The organism is Lysobacter tyrosinilyticus (assembly GCF_054779815.1).
Map to the genome: position 1 here is coordinate 501,955 of NZ_BAAGXN010000003.1, position 19,422 is coordinate 521,376.

Consider the following 19,422-nt stretch of genomic DNA (forward strand, 5'->3'; position numbering starts at 1 on the left):
GGCATGCTCGCTTGGGCTCAACGGCTATGGATCGTGATGCTGACCGGACCGCGCAGGCGCAGATTGCGCATGCGGCCGCAACGGCAGGTACCGACGGCTCCCACGGTGCCGGTACGCGGCGCGGTGATCGCACCAGGCCCGACGCGACGCGTAACCGGGGCGACCGCACGCCGCACGGCTGCCGTCGCAACCGGACGCGACACCGCACGACGGGACGGCGGCACCAGCGGACGTGCGGCAACGCGACGCACCACCTGCGGACGACGCACTACCGCCGCACCAACGCGGCGCACGACCTGCGGCAAACGGCGTGCCGGCACCGGACGACGCCGCGTCACGCGACGCACCGCCGTTGCAACGCGCGGTGCCACGCGGGCAGCGCGCGGACCGGCGCGACGAACCGCAGCGCGAGCGGTCTGCGAAATCGCGCGAACGACCTGGCGACGAGCAGCCGGAGCAGCACGTGCCACCGCCGGCAGCGCGCGGCGCAGCGCAAGGCCCGCGATCAGCGGTACCGCGGCATCGACCTCGTCCTCGTCCATGCTCTCGACCAGCTCGTCGATCGCTTCGAATTCGTCGGCACCATCGGCGAGCAGGCGCCCCGCAACGCCGGCGAGGCGACCGATCAGCTGGGCTTGGGGAATGGGAATCATGCTGGCGATCGGCGCGACCGTGCGCGCAACGCTGCCGACACCACGACCGATGCTGCGGGCGATGCCACCGAGGCGGCGCAGGAACTCGTCGCTGTCGTCGGCTTCGAGCGCATCGGCGACCAGATCGTCGGCCGCGTCGACTTCATCGCTCGCGTCGTCGAATTCGTCGCCTTCGTCGTATTCATCGCCGGCATCCCATTCGTCGCCGGAGTCGACATCTTCGAACTCGTCGTATTCGTCGGCGCCAAGCAGACCGCTCAGGCCGCCAAGGATGCCGCCTAATCCGCCACCACCGCCTCCTGCGCCACGGCGGGCGCGACCGCGACCGCGGGCACCACCACCACCGCCACCGAGCAGCCGGCCGATGCCGCCGGCCAGGGCACCGAGGAACTCATCATCGGCCTCGTCGCCGAAGTCGCCTTCGTCGAACTCGTCGAAGCTGTCCTCATCGAATTCATCTGCACGCGCCGGACCTTCGGCAGCATCGGACATCAGGTCTTCCATCGCATCTTCTTCGAAGCGGTCCATGATTGACTCCTCAGGCAGCAGCACTCAGATCGTCCGAATCGTCAGTTCGATCGGACCGTGGAAGCGGTAGCGGCGGACGCCGCTGGGGGTATTGCCGGACGAACCCCGGCCAATGTTGTTGGGACGCGACAACGCGCCCGACGTGGGGCGTGACGACGGGTGCGGATCCGTCTGGGACATGGGCCTCGCCAGCTGGCGAACAGCCCGCGGATTGCGCGAGGTCTGACGTGCAATGCGCGGCACGGTACGGCTGACTACGCGCGGAATCTGTCCCGGTGGCACCTGGCGCTGCTTCGCGACACGCGTAGCGGCCTGCGCGATGCGAGGCAATGCGCGTACCGCCGGTGCGCCCTGGCGATTGACCAGAGTGCGTGCAGCCGTGGCGATTCCGCGAACCAGGGCGCGGCGCGCCGCCTGCGACAGCTGCGAGGTGTTCTTCCAGCCCAGCGCGCGCGCCGCCGCGCGTGCGGCGAGGCCAACGGCTGCGGGCAAAGCTTCGTCGACGCCGTCTTCGTAGAGATCGGCCATTGCGTCGAAGGCTTCGAATTCATCGGCACCTTCGCTGGAGAGGCTGCCGATCTGCTGCAACAGCTGCATGATCGGGCTGTTGGCGCCGGCCGCGCTGGCCGTCATGTCGCGCACGCGACGGGCATGCCGTGGTATGGCGGCGACATCGTCCAGAGCGCCTGCAGCCCCACCCGCCAGACGGCCTGCACCGCGCGCGGCGGTACCGAAATTGCGAAGCGAACGTGCAGCCCCGGGTGCACCGAACCAGCGCGCCAGCGTGGAGGCACTCTGCGACAGCTGACCGATACCGCTGGCTACCTGCCCCGCTCCGCGCGCGACACCGCCGGCGCGTCGCGCCCAGCGAGCGGCCGTAGGCGCATGTCTCGCCACCGTGCCGGCCGCGCGTGACAGGCCGCCGATCAGCGCGCCGAGGAATTCATCGGTGCCGTCGACGTCGAGCGCGTCGGCCACGTCATCCTCGAATGCAAGCCATGCGGTTTCGACTTCGTCTTCAGCCGCATCTTCGAATCCGTCGTCGACGGTTTCGTAGGCAGCCGCTTCGTACGCGTCCGCTTCGCCGTACGCAGCGAGGTCGCTCGCGTCGGCTTCAAGCCCATCGACCTCTTCGCCCATCGCATCGTCGTAGGCTTCGGCGTCTTCGAACCCCTCCGCCGCAAGCTCGTCGTCGCTCTCGTCGAAAGCCGCTGCTGCTTCGTCGGCGCGGTCGTCGGTGTCGTCGCATTCAAAAGGCTGCGGGCCCATGTGCGCCTCCTTGCGAGCCGTCGCTGTGACGGCCATTCCACATTGGCGACGAACCTACGCCGCCCGGGCGCACCCCGAAAATCGCATCTTTGCGCTAGCAGCCGCGAGGTAACCGGGCTGCGCTAGGGGTTGCGCGGTAATACGGGCAGCGTAGTCCGGGCGTCGTAAGCCAGCGTTACTAGCCCGTTCGGGCGGGGGCCGCCGGTTCCGGCGCTTCGCGCGTCCGTCGGCGAGTTGCAAGGCCCCCGGCCCTGCGCCATGCTGCGTGGCACCATGGTCTAGAGCCGGTACTCGATGAGCTCGCTACGCATCATCAAGAAATATCCAAACCGTCGTCTCTACGACACCGAGATCTCCAGCTACATCACGATCGAGGATGTGCGCCAGCTCATCGTCGACGGCGAAGACTTCGAAGTCCGCGACGCCAAGTCCGGTGAGGACCTCACCCGCCAAGTGCTGCTGCAGATCATCGCCGAGCACGAATCCGATGGAGAGCCGGTGCTCTCGACCCAACTGCTCAGCCAGATCATCCGTTTCTACGGCGATTCGCTGCAGGGCTTCATGGGCAATTACCTGGAGAGGTCGATGCAGATCTTCCTCGACCAGCAGCAGCAGTTCCGCAGCCAGATCGGCGGACTGCTCGGCCAGACGCCGTGGGCCATGATGAACCAGCTCACCGAACGCAACATGGCGATGTGGCAGGAATTCCAGAAGAACATGGCCGGAAGCATGGGCGCCAGCACCACGCCGCCGCCGAAGAAGGCCGACACCAAGCGCTGATTCCGCTGCCATTTCCAAAGAAGAAGAGCCGGGAAATTCCCGGCTCTTCTCGTTATTGGCCGCTGCTATTACCGCAGCGGCGGCTGCCCCGGGCAGTACTTCGTGTAGAAGGCTTCTGCCGTAGGCATCAGTGCCTGCAGCGTCTGGATGCGATTGGCCGGATCCGGGTGCGTGGACGCGAACTCCGGCGGACGCTGGCCGCCACCCAGTTGCGACATGCGCTCCCACAGCGGAATTGCTTCGCGCGGGTTGTAGCAAGCCGCGGCGGCAAGCATCAGCCCAACCTTGTCCGCCTGTGTCTCATGATTGCGGCCATAAGGAAGGATGAAACCGTATTGCGCGCCTGCGCCCAGCGCCGCCATCACGGCCTGTTGCTGCTGCGGATCCATCCCGCCGATCGCAACGCCGGCCGCCATCTGCCCCATCTGCACCAGTTTCTGCTGCGCCATGCGCTGACTGCCGTGTCGAAGCAGGGCGTGGGCGATCTCATGCCCCATCACCACCGCCATTGCATTCTCGTTTTCGGTAATCGGGATCAGTCCGGTGTACACGGCCATCTTTCCACCCGGCAGGCAGAAGGCATTGGCTTCTTCGGACTGGATGACGCTGACGTCCCATTGGAAATTCTGGTAATCGGTCGGCGTCTGCTGCTGGTTCATCGCGGCCAGATCCGCAGTCACCTGCGGAACGCGATTGACCAGCCGGCTGGCGATCTCACGAATCTGCTGGCTGACCGGCGAATTGGCGGGCAACAGTGCGCCCTGCGCCGACGCATCGCTCTGCACCTGCTGGTACGCCTGCGCGCCCAGCTGCACTTCTTCCTCCGGCGACGCGCCGTAGTGCGCGGTCTCACCGGTGTAGGGATCGGTCTGCGCGCTACCGAACCACGACCACGCCGCATAGCCGGCAAAAAGGATCAGGATCCACCAGCGAATTCCGCCCAGACCAAAGCCACGCCGCTGCGTTGCCTGCCGGTTGCCCATGGGATCGACTCTCATCGTTCTCTCCGTAACCCGGTGGTCTCAATTGCCTGATTAGCAAGCTCGGCAAACGCATCCGACGAACGACAGGATGCCGAATTCAGATGTCACGCACCACGCGAAACCCTACCCGAGCGCTCGTGTTGTTGACGTCTGTGCCCTGGCGCCATGCCGAACGGGTTTGCGCCGGTGAACTCGCCCAGGAGCCCCCACGTATTACCTGGCTGCGACACCCCGGGTTGACCCACGGACGCCCGTCGCGGGGCGCACGACGGTAGGTACTGTGCCAGCAGTCGTCGACCCATTCGCTGACATTACCGGCCAGGTCATGCACGCCCCAGCGATTGGGCAGGAAGCTCGCGACCGGCGCCGGTCCCCACGCGCCATCGCCATAGCCCTCAAAGGCATTGCTCCAGCGGCGCCCGCCGGGAGATACGTCGGCCGCCCCGGTTAAATTGCCGGACCGCGCCGGTGGCCCACCGTCACCCCAGGGGTAAATGCCCGGGTTGCCCGCCCGCAGGACGTATTCGAATTCGGCCTCGCTCGGCAGCCGATAGCGCTGTCCGGTCTCCCGGGAAAGCCATTCCGCGTAACGCGCCGCATCCCCCACGCTGACATGCAGCACCGGCATGTCGTCGTTCGCCGGCCTTCCGACGTAATCGGATTGCCAGTCGACATTGCCGGCCCGGATGAAATTGCCACTGCGTTCGTCATAGGTCGTCGAATACCCGCGCCGGGTAGCGCGGGCCCGGTAGCGGGTCGCATTCACGAAACGGCGGAATTCGGCGACCGTAATCTCGCTGCGTGCCATGGCGATGCCGCGATCGAAACGGATGTTGCGCACCGGGCGTTCGGAGTCGGCGGAGCCGGCTTCGCTCTCCAGCGCCCCCATGCGGAAGGCACCATGAGGCACGACCACCATTTGCGGTCCACGACCACCGTTGCCCATCGCATCGGTGAAGGTCTGGCCTGGGCGGAACAGCCCGTAATGCGCCGCGGTCTCGATGCGGGTGCGCAAGTCGACCACTGCCGGGTCACCGGGCGCGGCGATGCGCAACAGCTGCCCCAGCTGTTCGCGCGCGCGACGCAATCCAGACGCCTTAGGCGTGGCGAGCTCGGCGACACCCGCATCGCGCAACGCCCCCACGCGCGTGAACCGCAGGATCGCGATGCGCTCGCGGGCATCGGCAACGGTTTCGAATCCAGGACGCACCTCGCCCGCTTCGCCCAGCCAATACGCGGCCGCGGCGTAGTCATCGCCGGCCGCCGCCGCTTCGGCACGTCGGATAAGCGCGCTTTCGGCCGCGGCCAGTCCTTGCCGGGCACGGCTGTCGCCGGGACGTTCGTTCAGCGCCTCATGGAAATAGGCGATGGCGCCGGTGGCCTCGTTCTTTTCGCCGATGCGTCCGGCATTGAGTGCGATTTCGCCCAGACGATTGGCCTGCGCGGCTTCGTCGGCGCGATCGAGCCGCTCCAGATAGGCCTCCACGCGGGCATCGTCGGGCGCCAGGACGCGCGCCACCGCCGCGACTTCGTGAGCATGGCGCAACTCCAGCGTTTCGCCATCGATGCCGTCCAGCGCGGCGCGACCTTCGTCGATCAATGCCAGCAACGAATCCTGCAGCCCCTGACGAATCCGCTGATCCTGCGGCGCATGCGCGGCAAGCGCCAGATAGAGCGGGATCGCCGCCTGCGTTTCGTCACCGCCATATAGATGCCCGGCAACCTGCGCCGCTTCGGCACGCTTGCGTAGCGCGCTCGCAGTCGCATCGGTCACCTCGATCGCTGGCGCGCGCCATGCGGGCACGGGCGATACCGACTGATCCGCGCCGATAGTGACCAGCGGCAACGCGGCAGCCCGATCCTTTTCGGCCTGCTTTCGTCCGCAGCCGGCCACGCACCCGACCAATGCCAGGCACAGGCCGACTTGCCAGATCCGTTGCCGGGTCGTTCGCCAATTCGGGTTCAATCCACGCAGCTCCCTGGCACGCGGTGTGGTTGCATCGAGCGGTCGGCGCGATCGCACAGGCGCGAAAGTAGGCTATTGTCGCCCGCCGCGGCAACCTGCCCTATTCTCCGGCCCATGCACGTCTGGATCACCACCCCTGCGGCTCTGCAGGCGCATTTCACGCACCCCCCATCGCGCATCGGACTCGACACCGAGTTCATCCGCGAACGCACCTACTGGCCGCAGCTGGCGCTGGTACAGATCGCCATTGGCGATACGGATGACGACCAGACCGTGTTGCTGATCGATCCGCTGGCGCCGGGCATGACCGCGGCGCTCGCGCCGATCCTCGCCAATGAGACGATCCTCAAGGTGATGCATAGCCCCAGCGAAGACCTGGTGGCCTTCAAGCATGCCTGCGGCGTGGTACCCAAGCCGCTATACGACACGCAACAGGCCGCCGCACTGGCGGGCATCGGTGCCGGCTTCGGTTACCAGAAACTCGTCGAACAGCTCACCGGTACTGCGCTGGCCAAGGGCGAGACCCGGTCCGACTGGCTGCGCCGGCCGCTGTCGGCATCGCAGCTGGAATACGCAGCCGATGACGTGCGGCACCTGGCCGAGATGCATGACGCGCTCGATGGCATGCTCGCGCAGCTTGGACGCAAGGAATGGCTCGCCGAAGACGCTGCCCGCACCATCATCAATGCGGAGAACGAAGGTCCGGAACGCTGGCCGCATCTGTCACTGCGCAGCGCGCAATTCCTCGATGCCGATGGGCAACGCCGTCTCGTACGCCTGCTGCGCTGGCGCGACACCTACGCCCGCGACAACGATCGTCCGCGCGGCTGGATTCTCGACAATGAACTCGCCGTCACCATCGCTCGCACGCCGCCGGCAGACCGCAAAGCCCTGCAGGACGTGCTCGATGCGAATCCCAAGGCCCCGCGCAAGCTCGGCGACGCCATCTGGCATGCACTGACCACGCCACTGGCCGACGAAGCCGAGGCTCCGGATGCCAGCGTGGGCGAAACCCGTGACAAACAGCGCCTGAAAAAGCTGCAGGACGCCGTCAGCAAGCGCAGCGCCGAACTGGGCCTGCCCGACGGCGTGCTCGCGTCGCGGCGCTGGCTGCAAGCGCTGCTGGACGATGGCCGCTGGCCGAGCGCCCTCGCGGGATGGCGTCGTCAGGCGCTCGAGCCCAGCCTCGCACCGCTGCTCACGGCCCAGGACTAGCGCCACCGCGCCCCGACCGGGTAGACTCCGGTCCGCATATGTGGGGCCATAGCTCAGCTGGGAGAGCGCGTCGTTCGCAATGACGAGGTCGGGAGTTCGATCCTCCCTGGCTCCACCAAAATTCGAAAGGGTCCGCATCGCGGGCTCTTTTCTTTTTTCAGCTACCGAGTCCGCATCGCGGACCCTATTCTTTTTCAGCTAGTTCGCCGGGACCAGCCTGCGCTGAATCCGTCAGCGTTTGCGGAGCTGCACTACCGAAGCCTCGATGAGCGCCTGAACGCGAATCGCATCCGCGCTGCTACTGCCCTGCTGCCGGGCCAGCTGACGCTCCAGCAACTGCAACTGCGCGATCGTCCGTCGCAGTGCCGCGAGATCCACAGGGCTGGCAGGCAGGTTTTCCGTGTGAATGGATGACTCCGGCACCGGGACAGCCGCAACCGGAATCCCCGTGGTCGATACCGAGCCGGATACGGGCAGACGTTCGTCGAGCATGCGGGCCAGACGTTCGAGACTGGCGCAATCCGTCATCAACTGGCGGAAGGTGACCGGGACAGCGAAGCGCTTCTGTAATCGCAGCGCCGCCTGAGTGAGCGTCAGGCTGTCGAAGCCAAGCTGGATGAAGTTGGCCTCGCCATCGGCGTCTGTCAGGTCGAAGCCGGTGATGCCACCGAACACCTCTTTGAGCTCCGCTACCAAACGGGTGCGGCGATCGCTGAGCGAAGCCACCGCGTCCGTGGGCGCTGATGCCGGCATTGCGGCGTTTACCCCGGACTGCAACGCCGGCGTAGCCTCGACCGCGTGCGACAGCGGCATGGGCGCGAGGGTGGAGACACTGCCGGCCGCCGCCTCGACCCAGCAGCGCTGGCGCTCGAACGGGTACGTCGGCAACTCGACCCGCATCCGACTGTTTCGACGATCGAAACCGGCAACGTCGATCTCGACGCCACGACACCACAGTTGCCCGGCGGCAGCCCGCAGACTCGCGGTCTCGAGTTCAGGCGCATCCGCCAGCGAGGGCACGGCGACAACGTCGGCCTTCTGCACGGCCGGATGCTGTCGCGCGAGCAGGCTCAAGGTCGCGCGCGGCCCGACTTCGAGCAGAGCGCGCGAAGGCCCATCGCCAACTGCGCGCGCCAGCGCAGCGGCGAATCGCACCGGCTGGCGCAGGTGGCGCGCCCAATAGTCGGCCGACATCGCGCTGTCGGCATCGAGCCAGTCGCCGGTCACCGTCGACACGATCGGCAACCGCGGCACCGACCGCGCCACCGCTTCAACGGCAGCCCGGAACGGTGCGACCACCGGCTCCATCATCGATGAGTGGAATGCATGCGAGGTGCGCAACGCACGACAGGCGATGCCGTCGGCTTCGAGCCGCGACTGGAACTCCGCAACAGCATCGAGCGAGCCGGCGACGACGCATGCGCCAGGCGCGTTCTCGGCCGCCAGCGATAGGCTGGCCGGGAGGCATGCAAGCAGGTCTTCGAGCGCCAGCCGCACCGACAGCATGCCGCCGGCGGGCTGTGACTGCATGAGGGCGCCGCGCCGCGCCACCAGACGCAGGGCATCGGGCAGCGCGAACACGTCGGCCAACGTCGCCGCGACGAACTCGCCGATGCTATGGCCAATCATGGCCGCGGGACGAAGTCCCTGGCTCATCCACAAGCGGGCTAGCGCGTATTCCAGCGAGAAGATCGCCGGCTGCATAATTGCCGTTGGTCGGAGTTGCTCGGCGTCATCGCCAAAGACCACGCCACGCAAGTCGAATCCCGAATCGGAACGCAAGACTTCAGCGCATTGATCGAAAGCCGCGGCGAACTCGGGTTCGGTTTCGTAGAGCGCGCGCCCCATGCCGGCGTACTGCGCTCCCTGGCCGGGGAAGGTGAATACGAGCTCGCACGGCCGCGCGGGCTTGCCACGCTTGATCGCGGTGACAAGTTCGGGACTGCGCAACTGGGCGATGGCCTCCCGCGCGTCGGAAGCAACCACCGCAACGCGATGCGCGAAGCGCTTTCGTCCGACCGCCAACGTCCACGCCACATCAGCAAGGTTCACGGTGTCTTTCACTTGCAGATCGCCGCGCTCCGCGTCGGCCTGCAGGAAGTCGGCCAGTCGTCCTGCCGCCCGGTCCAACGCCGCTGGCGAGCGCGTGGAAAGAACGAGCAGATGCGGCCCCTGCCCCGCTTCGGAGCCGGGCAAGGCAGGCGCCTGCTCCATCACCACGTGGGCATTGGTGCCACCGACACCGAACGAACTGACGCCCGCCCTGCGCGGGATGTTGCCGTTCGGCCACGCGCTCAGGGCGGCATTCACGACGAAGGGAGAGCCGGCAAAATCAATCGTAGGGTTGGCTTTCTCGAAATGCAGGCTGGCGGGGATTTCTCCGCGTTTCAGCGCCAGCGTGGTCTTGATCACACCAGCAGCGCCGGCTGCGATGACCAGATGACCGATGTTGCTCTTGACCGATCCGATCCTGCAGAAGCCGACGTCAGGCGTATCACGGCGGAAAGCCTTTACCAGCCCCTCGATCTCGATCGGATCTCCCAGCGGCGTCGCCGTTCCATGCGTCTCCACGTAGCCAATGCTGCGGGGCGATACCCCGGCATCGGCCTGCGCCATGGCGATTACTGCCGCCTGCCCTTCGCTGCTGGGTGCGGTGAAACTGGCCTTGTTGCCACCGTCGTTGTTGATGGCGCCGCCGAGAATCACGGCATGCACCGGATTGCCGTCCGTGATCGCATCCGAAAGCCGCTTGAGCAGCACCACTGCGGCACCATCGCTGAAGACGGTGCCCTTCGCCTGCGCATCGAACGTACGCGTATGCCCGTCAGGCGAAAACATCGCACCTTCCTGATACCGATAGCCACTGCGCGGCGGACTGATGATGGAGACTCCGCCCGCCAGGGCCATGTCACAGGAGCCCGCGCGGAGACTGGCCAGCGCCTGGCAGATCGCCACCAGCGAAGTCGAACACGCGGTGTACATGCTGATGGCCGGGCCGGTTAGATTCAGCTTGTGTGCGATACGCGTGGCGATGTAGTCCTTCTCGTTGTCCAGAATGACCTGGTAGGCGCCGACGCTATCGATCAGGTCAGGATGCGCCGCGACGTGACGTCGCAAATAGGTCGAGTGGTAAGTCCCTGCGAAGACGCCCACCGGCACGGTCGTTGCGTCTGGCACATGACCCGCCCGCTCCATGCATTCCCAGCACAGCTCGAGGAAGATCCGGTGCTGCGGATCCATGAGTTCGGCTTGCCGTGGATTGATCCCGAAGAACCCTGCATCGAAATCCTCCACTCCGTCGATCACACCGCGCGCAGGTACATAGGCCGGATCCAGGCGATCGATATCCGCGATCGACGGATCGAGTTGATCGGGGCCGAACACCGTGATCGAGTCGCGAGCCGCAGCCAGGTTGTCCCAGAACTGCTCCACGTCCCCTGCCCCGGGAAAACGTCCGGACATCGCAATGATGGCAATCGGTTCGTTCGCCATCGCGCGATCGGCAACTGCCTTGCTTGCTGCGGCAATTGCGGGACGGTGCGCGCATGGCAGCCGGTGCGCCTCGATGGCATCGGCTGCACCTTGGGTCATTGCGGTCGCAAGACTGGCTGGCGTCGGATTCTGGAAGATCAGGGTGGCCGGAATCGCTTTTGCTGCCGTTTTTTGAATCTGCGCCAGCGCGTTCATCGCCAGCAACGAGTTCCCGCCGAGCTCGAAGAAATTGTCCTCGCGGCCGACGGGATCGATACCCAAAGCGGTCGCGAACGCCTCGCAAATCAGCTTCTCGTCGGCACTGACCGGTGGCGCATACATGACCGCCAGCTCGGGTCGCCCGGGCTTTGGCGCCGGCAAGGCGCCACGATCGAGCTTTCCGTTGGTTCCCAGTGGCAGGCCATCGAGCGCCACGTACAGCGCCGGCACCATGTACGCGGGCAACCGGTCGGCCAGGTGCCTGCGCAACTCCTGCGGCGAAACGCCAACGCCGGAGCGCGGTACGTAATACGCCACCAGCTGGATGTCGCCCGGACGGTCCGCCCGTGCCAACACCGCCGTTTCGCTCACGCCTTGATACTCACGCAACCGCGCTTCGATCTCGCTCAACTCAACCCGATTGCCGCGGATCTTCACCTGGAAATCCTTTCTCCCGGCAAAGCGGAAATTGCCATCCGGCAGCACCTCGGCCAGATCACCCGTCCGGTAAAGCAAGTCGCGGGGATCGGTCGAGAACGGATTGGGAATGAACACCGCTGCGGTCAGATCGGGGGCGTTGTAATAGCCCAACGTTCGATACGGCGTCCTGATGAATATCTCGCCCAACTTTCCTTGCGCGCAGGGCACCAGGTTTTCGTCGAGCAGCAGCGCGTGCGCCCCGGGAATGGGCATGCCGATGGGTACGAACGTATCGGCAACTGGCGTCGCAGGCAGTCGATGGAAAAACTTGGCCAGCGTGGTTTCGGTTGGGCCATAGAGGTTGATCAGCCGGATCCTTTCACCGAAGCAGCCGATCCACGCATTCGCATCCGCTGGCGCCAGGCTTTCACCTGCGAGAAGAACGAATTCCAACGCCGGAAAGTTCTCGGGAGCGAGGTCTTGCTTCAGCAACAGGCGGAAAAGCGAAGGCACGCAATGAACCAGTGTGATCCGTGCCTGGTCGAGCCAATGTTTCAGCAGGACGGGCTCCATCAGTCGGGACGGAGGGATGCATACCGTGCCGCCGGAACACAGGGGCGAGAAAACGTCCCGCAGATACACATCGAACGAGGGGCCCGTCAGCTGGCTGACCCGCGATCCCGGCCCCAGCCTGAAAGCCTCGATTTCCCAAAGGATGAAGTGAGCGAGCCCGCGAATCCTTCCAAGGATCGCCTTGGGCGTGCCGGTGGATCCCGAAGTGAAGTAGATGTAGCAAGGATCGTCTGGCTGCGTAGGTACCAGGACACGCCGGGCGTCTTGTCCGGCCACGTAACTGGTTCGCGCATGCTCGATGGCACCTTCGTCCCGTGACTGATCTTCGCCCATAACGATGCTGGCGGTCGCACAAGCCCTGGTGCCCAACAAGTCCGACAACATGTCGCGGGTCGAACCTTCCAGGATCGTCCAGCGTGCGTCGACCACTTCAAGCATCTGCTGCAGGCGCTTCGTCGGATGGGATACATCCAGTGAGGCGAATACGCACCCGGCCTTGAGACATCCCAACGTTGCCGCGATCTGGTCGACGGGATTATTGAGAAGGAGGACGACAATCGATCCCGGTAACGCCCCGCCGGCAATCAGGGCATTGGCGACCTGGCTCGAAAGATCGTCGAGCTCCCGATAGGAAGTATCGACGCCCTGCCAGGAAACCGCGGGGACCGATGGGCTCGAATCGACGATGTCACAAAAGAGGGCAAGAACATTCGTCGCCCGCAGCGGGATTTCAAGTTCAGCCGGTACCGCGACGGACTGGTGATCAGTCTGACCCGCGTTCATCTGCCCTACTGCTTTGCGCTCATGGCGATTACGACCCAATCAGCGCCCAATTTGGGCCCACCAGGGACGCCGACGCATCCCCCGATTGGTGCATGTTCTCGCTTATTTCAACGTATTCCGGCGCAACAACCGGGCGTCCGGTTCGCAAAGCAAGCGAAGATCGGGGTTCGATTCCCCTCCGCTCCACCTACGAAGCAGTGATTTGCGCCGAAGCCGGTCAAGTCCCGGCCTTTTCGTCAATTGCACGCCGCGCCGCTAGGTAACCTGAAGCGCTTCGGGCTCAGCCTCTGAACAATTGCTCGCTTCCAGGTACTGGAGCAACGCGTTGAACCTGATCGGCACCTGGAAAAACTGATCGGCACCCGCCTGCCTGATCACCGCTTCGATGCCGTGCGACCGGTCGACCGAATAAATGACCAGCCGGGCTTCGTCGTCCATCATGGCGCGTACGCCGGACACATGCTGCGTCCCTCGCGCAGGCGGCATCGTCAAGTTGAGAATGACGGCGTCATAAGCGCTCGACGACAAGAGATCGGCGAGTTCGGACGCCGTGGCGGCCAGGGAAACCCGGTACCCGTGTCGGGAAAGAACTCCATGCATGAGCATTCTTCCAGAGGCCGAATCGTCCGCGACGATGATCCTTGTTGCAGGTTGAATATCGATGCGTCGTTCCATGCGGACTCAGGTTTCGGGCCGTGAGGCGAACTGGGACAGAGCCGCCATGATCTGACTGGCGTTCGTCCTGGCGTGCGGCAGCGTATGGCGGATGGTTTGGATGATGTGTGGAAGCGCATCGATCAAGGCATCGGCCGGTTCAATTCGCCATTGGCGGCAGAGCGAAGCCATGTGATCATCATCGACGTTGAGCGCCAGGCCTTGTATCGCCTGTAACGAAGCCACGACGTTGCGGGAATTCTTGCGAAAGATCTCGGCTTCCAATGCGTTCAACTGGACTTCGATGTCCCGAAAGCTGTCAGCGACGTAGTCCTCCACGAACTCCATTCCAAAGCCTTGCGCGACATCGCGCAGATGCGCGTGCGTGACCGGTCGTGTTTCCTCCAGGGCTGCTACTTGCGTTGGCGCCTTCCGGAAAAGCGACTCAACTGCGCCAAGCAACTGGTCTTCATGCGGCACGGAGGCTACGACGGCATCGACAGAACCTTCGTGGGCGCCTTCGCCGATCGCAATGATCTTGGTGTCGTGCGCCCAGCCCGCGGTCAGAACCTTGATCATCTTGACCGTGTTGACAGCGTTGCCATCGGAGTCCACGGCAATCGCCACGAGGCTTGGCCTGGCATCGACCACCAGATCGAGCGCGTCTTCGTGATCGTCCGTTGCCTGGATCGAATGGCCAGCGCGGCGAAGGATCTCCTGGAGCCGACTTCTCTCGGCCGTGGCCGGAGAAAGCAAAACACCGCGCACCGACGGGACATCCCTTCGATGACGTGCGATTGCAATGGAGGTATCCAGGCTGGCAATGCCCGAGGCTGCACTGTCGGGTGACGACACCTGCCTCTTCTCCTTGAGGGTTTCGACAGTCGGAGATTACCGGGCTTTCGTCGAATACTGGAAGGGGAGGCACTGTCGGCCAGTTGCAAAACGCCAAAGCTGGTGCCTACTGTGGAGCAGAACATTGAGGACCAGCTCGAATCGGAGCAGAGCTAGGACCGCACAGTAGCGAGGCTCCGCGGGGGGGGCTAATCGTGGGGAAGCGACGGGTTGCGATAACGGGAATGGGCGTCCTGTCCCCTATTGGGCTCAGTGTGCCCGAAGTGGCAGTAGCCCTACGGGCAGGTACGTCTGGCATTCGGCTCATGGACGTACCGAAACTTCCGAGCGCATACCCTGCCGGCGTCGTCGACGGCGCGTTCTCTGATCTCTTCACCAGGATCGAACAGCCATTCCTCGATCGGTGCCATGAGATGGCCATCGTCGCGGCACGTCAGGCCATCGAAGACGCGGGATTGGGATCGTTTGAGACCTATGGGCCGCGCGCGGGCCTCTACTACGGCAACGTAAATGGCGGCGCAGTATCTGTGCAGAACTGGTGCGAAGACGTCCTCGTGCATGGCAAGCACAAGTCGCGGCCGTTCACCGCGATGTCGATCATGTCGAACAGCGGCGCAGCGCAGGTTGCCATCCGACACAAGATCTACGGCCCTGTGGTAACGCATGCGAGCGCCTGTGCGTCTTCCGGCGTTGCCATCGGAGAGGCGATGCGCGCCATCGCCGACGGCTATCTCGACGTGGCTGTGGTCGGAGGCGCGGAGGCGCCGCTCACTGCTGCGTTGATCGGTGTTTTCGACGGCACGCGGGCACTGTCCAAAGCAGACCAGGAAGACGCTACCCGGACCTGCAAACCTTTTTCCCGCGATCGCTCGGGCCTGGTGCTTGGCGAGGGCGCGGCTTTTCTCGTGCTGGAAGCGGAAGAGATCGCCGAGCGCCGGGGCGCTGCAAAGCACTACGGCTATGTCCGAGGCTACGGGGTTTCATGTGATGCGCATCACATCGGCATGCCCGAGAGCCAGGGCCAGATCCAATGCCTCAATCTTGCGCTGGAGAGCGCAGATATCGAGGCTTCCGAAGTTCAATACGTAAACGCTCATGCAACGGCCACGGACGGTGGCGACATCATCGAGGCGACCGCCATTCGCACGGTTTTCGGCGATAGCAGGGATTCGGCGGCGGTCAGCTCAACAAAGTCCGTACACGGTCATCTCCTTGGCGCAACAAGTGCGCTGGAATGCCTCATTACCGTTGTAGCCATCAACGAATCACTACTACCCGCGAGCGGGCACATTGGCGTAGTAGATGAGCGTTGCAGCCTGAACCACGTAGGGGAACGTCCACGCGCGAATAGCAATATCGATCTAGCAGTGAGCTTCTCTTGCGGGTTTGGTGGAACAAACGCCGCCCTGGTGCTGGGCAGCCGGGACAGCTTCATGTAACCACACCCACCCACTGAGAAAGGACTATCCCAATGAGCGCTTTGCCGACTTATCCCTTTGCTTCGTCCGTTCACCAGCTTTCGCAGGCCCGTTTCACCAGGCGTGTGGTCACGGAACTCCGGCAGCTAGCGTCGAAAGCCTTGTGGGTCCGTTTTGATTCGGATTCCGAGAGCGGCCTGCAGAACTTCACATCATCGCTGGTCGGTGAGTTCCAGGACGTGCTGGATTCGCTCGTCGCGTCGCCGGTTACCGAGGCGCCCCGCTACACGGTTCTGCAGTCCTCGCATCCTGAGTATTTCAGCGTTGGCGGTGACCTTCGGTTCTTCAGGAACTGCATCGAAGCCCGCGACGCGAAGAGGTTGCGCGATTACTCCATGAAGTGCCTCGACCTCATGTACGGCTGGTCGACGAAGTTGAAAGGGCAGAACACGTCCATTGCCCTTGTGCAGGGACGCGCGCTGGGTGGCGGATTTGAAATGGTGTTGAGCACCGATTACGTGATCGCGGAACAACGCAGCTCGTTTGGATTCCCCGAAATCATGTTCGGACTGTTCCCCTGCACGGGCGCCATGGGGTTGTTGGCCGAAAGGGTCGGCGCCAGGCAGGCCGAACGGATGATGACCAACAAGAAGATCTATTCGGCCGCGGAGCTCCATGACATGGGCCTAGTCGATGAGCTTTGCGAGGACGGCCAGGGCGAGCGCGCGGTGGAGCGCTACATCGAAGAGCACACCCGCCGGCAGAAGGCCTTGTTCAAGGTCCAGCAAAGCCGCTACCGCCACTCGGCGCTGAACTATCGTGAAGGCGTCATGGTGGTGGACGACTGGGTCGAAACCGCCATGAGCCTCAGCGAGGAAGAAGTGCGCACAATGGAGATGCTCATGATGATGCAGCGCAACGATCCTGCCATGCGCCGAGCGTTAGCGGCCTGAGGGAGATCAGGCGAGGCGGAACGCCGGATCGGCAAATGGGGCTCGCAATTGTTCAAGCTCGGCCAAGGTGCCTTCGCCGGTTTCGGCAAGGTCAGTCCGCAACCGTTCGCTTTGCGAATTGAGCTGATTGCTTGTCAAGGACATGAGGCGCTCACACTGGGCGCCCAGCCGGACTGCGCCGATGTTCAGCGCAACGCCTCGCATGGCATGCGCTCTTTGGTGAACCGACTGCAGATCTTTGGCTGCTATCGCGGCAGACAAGTCCGCCAGCAACACCCGAATGTCCGCGATGCCATCGCCTATCAATGAATAGATGAACTTGGGGTCGTCCTTGATCTCGCGCAGAATCTCCAGCACGCCATGGTCGACGTGCTCGACCGGTACGGCGGAGAGACGGACCGAGGCTCGCTCGCCGGCCTCGTATTTCGTATCGCCCGCTTCCGCCGGAAAGACGGACGCTAGCGCGCCGCGCAACTTCTCGAAGGTCAGGGGTTTGTAAACGACGCCTGCAGCACCGGCCTTGTTGAGCCGTGAGGCCGTGGCAACCGAGGTGTCAGCGGTGACAAAGAACGTAGGGGCCGGATCGATACGACCGAAGCAATAGGTCTGGAAGACCGTCAAGCCATCCATATCGTTCATGTTGAAGTCGAGCATCACGACGTCAAACGTGGAGAACGACAGCTGCTGCAGAGCGTCGTTCCCTCCGTGGGCAACCGAAACCACATGGCCGTCCTTTGCCAGCATTTTCTGAAGGAGTTCCAGATTGAGGGCGTTGTCGTCCGCGACGAGGATGCGCTTGGGGGACAGTACGGGCGCCACGCTCCGTTCCGCCGCGGGCGCAATCGCCTGTGCGGTTGGAAGCTCAACCTCGAACCAGAACGTCGAACCCTTGCCCACGGTGCTCGTCAGCTGGAGCTCGCCCCCCATGCGACTCACGTGCTCCCGTGCAATGGTGGTGCCAAGTCCTGTGCCGCGGTAGCGGCGACGATCGCCCGTTTCTACCCGGTAGAAGGGCTCGAACAGTCGCTTCTGGTGCTCGGGTGCAATGCCGATCCCGGTATCGGTTACCCCGAACCACAATGCGTACGATCGATCGTCGAAACCCGTCAGTTTGATCTGCAGGGTGACCCCGCCTTCGTGCGTGAACTTCACCGCATTGCCCGCGAGATTCATCAGCACGCTGGTCAGCTCATGGGGTTGGCCCAGTACGGGGCGGACGATTCGCTCGTCGATCTCGACCGAGAACTTGATGCCCTTCGCGGCGGCGGTTTCCTCCAAGGCCGTGAGGACGTGTCCCGTGACGGTCTGCAGGTTGAACGGTACCGGCGGGCCGGATGCTGGCTGCACGCCCTGCTTTGAAAGATCGAGAAGCTGACTGATTTCAACGTCCAGGGCCGCTGCGAGTTGCAGGATCCGATGGACCATCTTGCCTTCGTTCGGCTTTACATTCCCCTCCAGCAGCTGCGCGGCCGCAACAATGCCCGTCAGTGGAGTCCTCAGTTCATGACTGACGTTCGCCAGCAGTTGGGTTTTGGCCTTGCTCTCATGCTCTGCGTGAGCCTTGGCTTCCCGTAGATCGCGCATCAGGGACCCGGCGTACATGGGCACCGCGAACAACAGGATCAGGTGCGAGAGGCCAAAGAACGGATGGCTTCGCCAGAAGGGGGACTCGACGAGTACCCAGGCGAATCCGAGGATCGACACGCCCTGGCAAACGCGCATGATGCTCGGACCGATGCGGAAGCCGAATCCGAGAATCGTGAAGAGGTAGAAGCCCATGACCAATATGGCCGACTCGCCTTCGGCGAACAGCCAGGCCGAAAGTATCACCGGGTCCAGGATCGCGGTGCCGACTGCAATGTCGCGCCACGACAGCGGGCCCGGGTGCCGCGAAACCACGTAGGTAACGAACGCGTAAAGGATGTACGCCGTGATGACGCCCACGCCTGTCGATGAAGCATGGGCTCCATCGGGTTGCGAAAGCATGTTGATCACGATCGCAACGATGGCAACAGGGACACCAAGCTTGACCCTGATTCCAGACTGGATCTCTACGCTCTTCTGGATCTGTTCCTGGGAAACGTCGTCCATCCCTTTCAGGCCCTAATGCTTGTACGATGTGGCGAAAGTGGGGGGCGCGGTCATGGAACGCAGTGAAATCTTCGAAAGCCTGAAAGAACTTGTCGCCGAGCGGTTTGATCTGAAGCGCGACTCGCTGACGCTTTCCACCACACAGAAGGACCTCGGCATCGATTCGATACTGATGGTCGACCTCATGATGGATGTGGAAGAGCGTCTTGGCGTCACTTTCAAGAACCTCGATCTTGTCCCGAACCCCACTCTTGGCGACATCGTAAGTCTGGTTGAGGCCAACATCCCTCGCTGAGTCCTGGCTTACGGCCAACTATCCTTCTTCTGGCTTGTGGCTTTCACTGCGTCCCGATTGCCTCTGCCCCGCTCCGTTCCGTGGAGAACGCTGGCCTCAAGAACGGACCAACTATTTGTCGAATGTCATCGGCCACGACTCCGCCTGCATCCAAGCGCACGCACGCAACTGCACTTGGCCAACCCGGATGCGATCCAACGAAGTCGGGAACCCCTGAGTACGCCCGGATGATAATACGAGGCGCGTGTCCTTCTTCCGTAGGCATTCAGTGAGCAGCAAGCGTGCCTGACAGCGAA

Annotated in this window: 13 protein-coding genes and 1 tRNA gene; 6 read left to right on the plus strand and 8 right to left on the minus strand. The window is 63.7% G+C overall.

Going from position 1 to position 19,422, the window contains the following annotated elements; genetic code table 11:
- Nucleotides 1-17 precede the first annotated feature (17 nt).
- Entirely contained in the window at nucleotides 18-1,181 is a 1,164-nt protein-coding gene (locus tag ACYVGK_RS09020) for a hypothetical protein (RefSeq protein ID WP_460733028.1), read from the minus strand.
- 24 nt (nucleotides 1,182-1,205) lie between these two features.
- Nucleotides 1,206-2,450, minus strand: a complete 1,245-nt coding sequence (locus ACYVGK_RS09025) for a hypothetical protein (RefSeq protein ID WP_460733029.1) — start codon at nucleotides 2,448-2,450, stop codon at nucleotides 1,206-1,208.
- 294 nt (nucleotides 2,451-2,744) lie between these two features.
- Here ACYVGK_RS09025 and phaR point away from each other — a divergent pair, with 294 nt between their 5' ends.
- The gene (gene phaR, locus ACYVGK_RS09030) at nucleotides 2,745-3,230 is read left to right on the plus strand and encodes a polyhydroxyalkanoate synthesis repressor PhaR (RefSeq protein WP_460733030.1); all 486 of its coding nucleotides are present in this window, start codon (nucleotides 2,745-2,747) and stop codon (nucleotides 3,228-3,230) included.
- Nucleotides 3,231-3,298: 68 nt separating this feature from the next.
- On the opposite strand, the gene ACYVGK_RS09035 is transcribed toward phaR, so the two are convergent.
- Nucleotides 3,299-4,228, minus strand: a complete 930-nt coding sequence (locus ACYVGK_RS09035) for a M48 family metallopeptidase (RefSeq protein ID WP_460733031.1) — start codon at nucleotides 4,226-4,228, stop codon at nucleotides 3,299-3,301.
- A gap of 82 nt (nucleotides 4,229-4,310) precedes the next feature.
- The gene (locus ACYVGK_RS09040; protein ID WP_460733032.1) at nucleotides 4,311-6,179 is read right to left on the minus strand and encodes a formylglycine-generating enzyme family protein; all 1,869 of its coding nucleotides are present in this window, start codon (nucleotides 6,177-6,179) and stop codon (nucleotides 4,311-4,313) included.
- A gap of 114 nt (nucleotides 6,180-6,293) precedes the next feature.
- Between ACYVGK_RS09040 and rnd the strand changes: the two genes are divergently transcribed.
- Together rnd and ACYVGK_RS09050 are read left to right on the plus strand one after the other, a co-directional pair.
- Complete coding sequence (rnd, locus tag ACYVGK_RS09045; protein ID WP_460733033.1) at nucleotides 6,294-7,394, plus strand: ribonuclease D; 1,101 nt, start codon at nucleotides 6,294-6,296, stop codon at nucleotides 7,392-7,394.
- Nucleotides 7,395-7,436: 42 nt separating this feature from the next.
- Nucleotides 7,437-7,512 (plus strand) — tRNA-Ala (locus tag ACYVGK_RS09050).
- Between the two features lie 113 nt (nucleotides 7,513-7,625).
- Here the strand turns inward: ACYVGK_RS09050 and ACYVGK_RS09055 are convergent.
- The 3 genes from ACYVGK_RS09055 to ACYVGK_RS09065 all read right to left on the minus strand — a co-directional run bounded on the left by ACYVGK_RS09055 (nucleotide 7,626) and on the right by ACYVGK_RS09065 (nucleotide 14,369).
- Nucleotides 7,626-12,860 carry an amino acid adenylation domain-containing protein gene (locus ACYVGK_RS09055; RefSeq protein WP_460733034.1) on the minus strand — a complete coding sequence of 1,745 codons (5,235 nt, stop codon included), beginning with the start codon at nucleotides 12,858-12,860 and terminating at the stop codon, nucleotides 7,626-7,628.
- Between the two features lie 255 nt (nucleotides 12,861-13,115).
- Entirely contained in the window at nucleotides 13,116-13,535 is a 420-nt protein-coding gene (locus ACYVGK_RS09060; RefSeq protein ID WP_460733035.1) for a response regulator, read from the minus strand.
- Between the two features lie 6 nt (nucleotides 13,536-13,541).
- Nucleotides 13,542-14,369, minus strand: a complete 828-nt coding sequence (locus ACYVGK_RS09065; RefSeq protein WP_460733036.1) for a hypothetical protein — start codon at nucleotides 14,367-14,369, stop codon at nucleotides 13,542-13,544.
- 194 nt (nucleotides 14,370-14,563) lie between these two features.
- On the opposite strand from ACYVGK_RS09065, the gene ACYVGK_RS09070 reads away from it, so the two are divergent.
- Together ACYVGK_RS09070 and ACYVGK_RS09075 are read left to right on the plus strand one after the other, a co-directional pair.
- Nucleotides 14,564-15,808, plus strand: coding sequence for a beta-ketoacyl-[acyl-carrier-protein] synthase family protein (locus ACYVGK_RS09070; RefSeq protein ID WP_460733037.1), 1,245 nt, complete (start codon nucleotides 14,564-14,566; stop codon nucleotides 15,806-15,808).
- Nucleotides 15,809-15,840: 32 nt separating this feature from the next.
- Complete coding sequence (locus ACYVGK_RS09075; protein ID WP_460733038.1) at nucleotides 15,841-16,740, plus strand: crotonase/enoyl-CoA hydratase family protein; 900 nt, start codon at nucleotides 15,841-15,843, stop codon at nucleotides 16,738-16,740.
- A gap of 6 nt (nucleotides 16,741-16,746) precedes the next feature.
- On the opposite strand, the gene ACYVGK_RS09080 is transcribed toward ACYVGK_RS09075, so the two are convergent.
- Nucleotides 16,747-18,831 (minus strand): ATP-binding protein, encoded by a 2,085-nt coding sequence (locus ACYVGK_RS09080; RefSeq protein WP_460733039.1) that lies wholly within the window; start codon nucleotides 18,829-18,831, stop codon nucleotides 16,747-16,749.
- A 52-nt stretch (nucleotides 18,832-18,883) separates the two neighbouring features.
- Between ACYVGK_RS09080 and ACYVGK_RS09085 the strand changes: the two genes are divergently transcribed.
- Complete coding sequence (locus tag ACYVGK_RS09085) at nucleotides 18,884-19,126, plus strand: acyl carrier protein (RefSeq protein WP_460733040.1); 243 nt, start codon at nucleotides 18,884-18,886, stop codon at nucleotides 19,124-19,126.
- Nucleotides 19,127-19,422 lie beyond the last annotated feature (296 nt).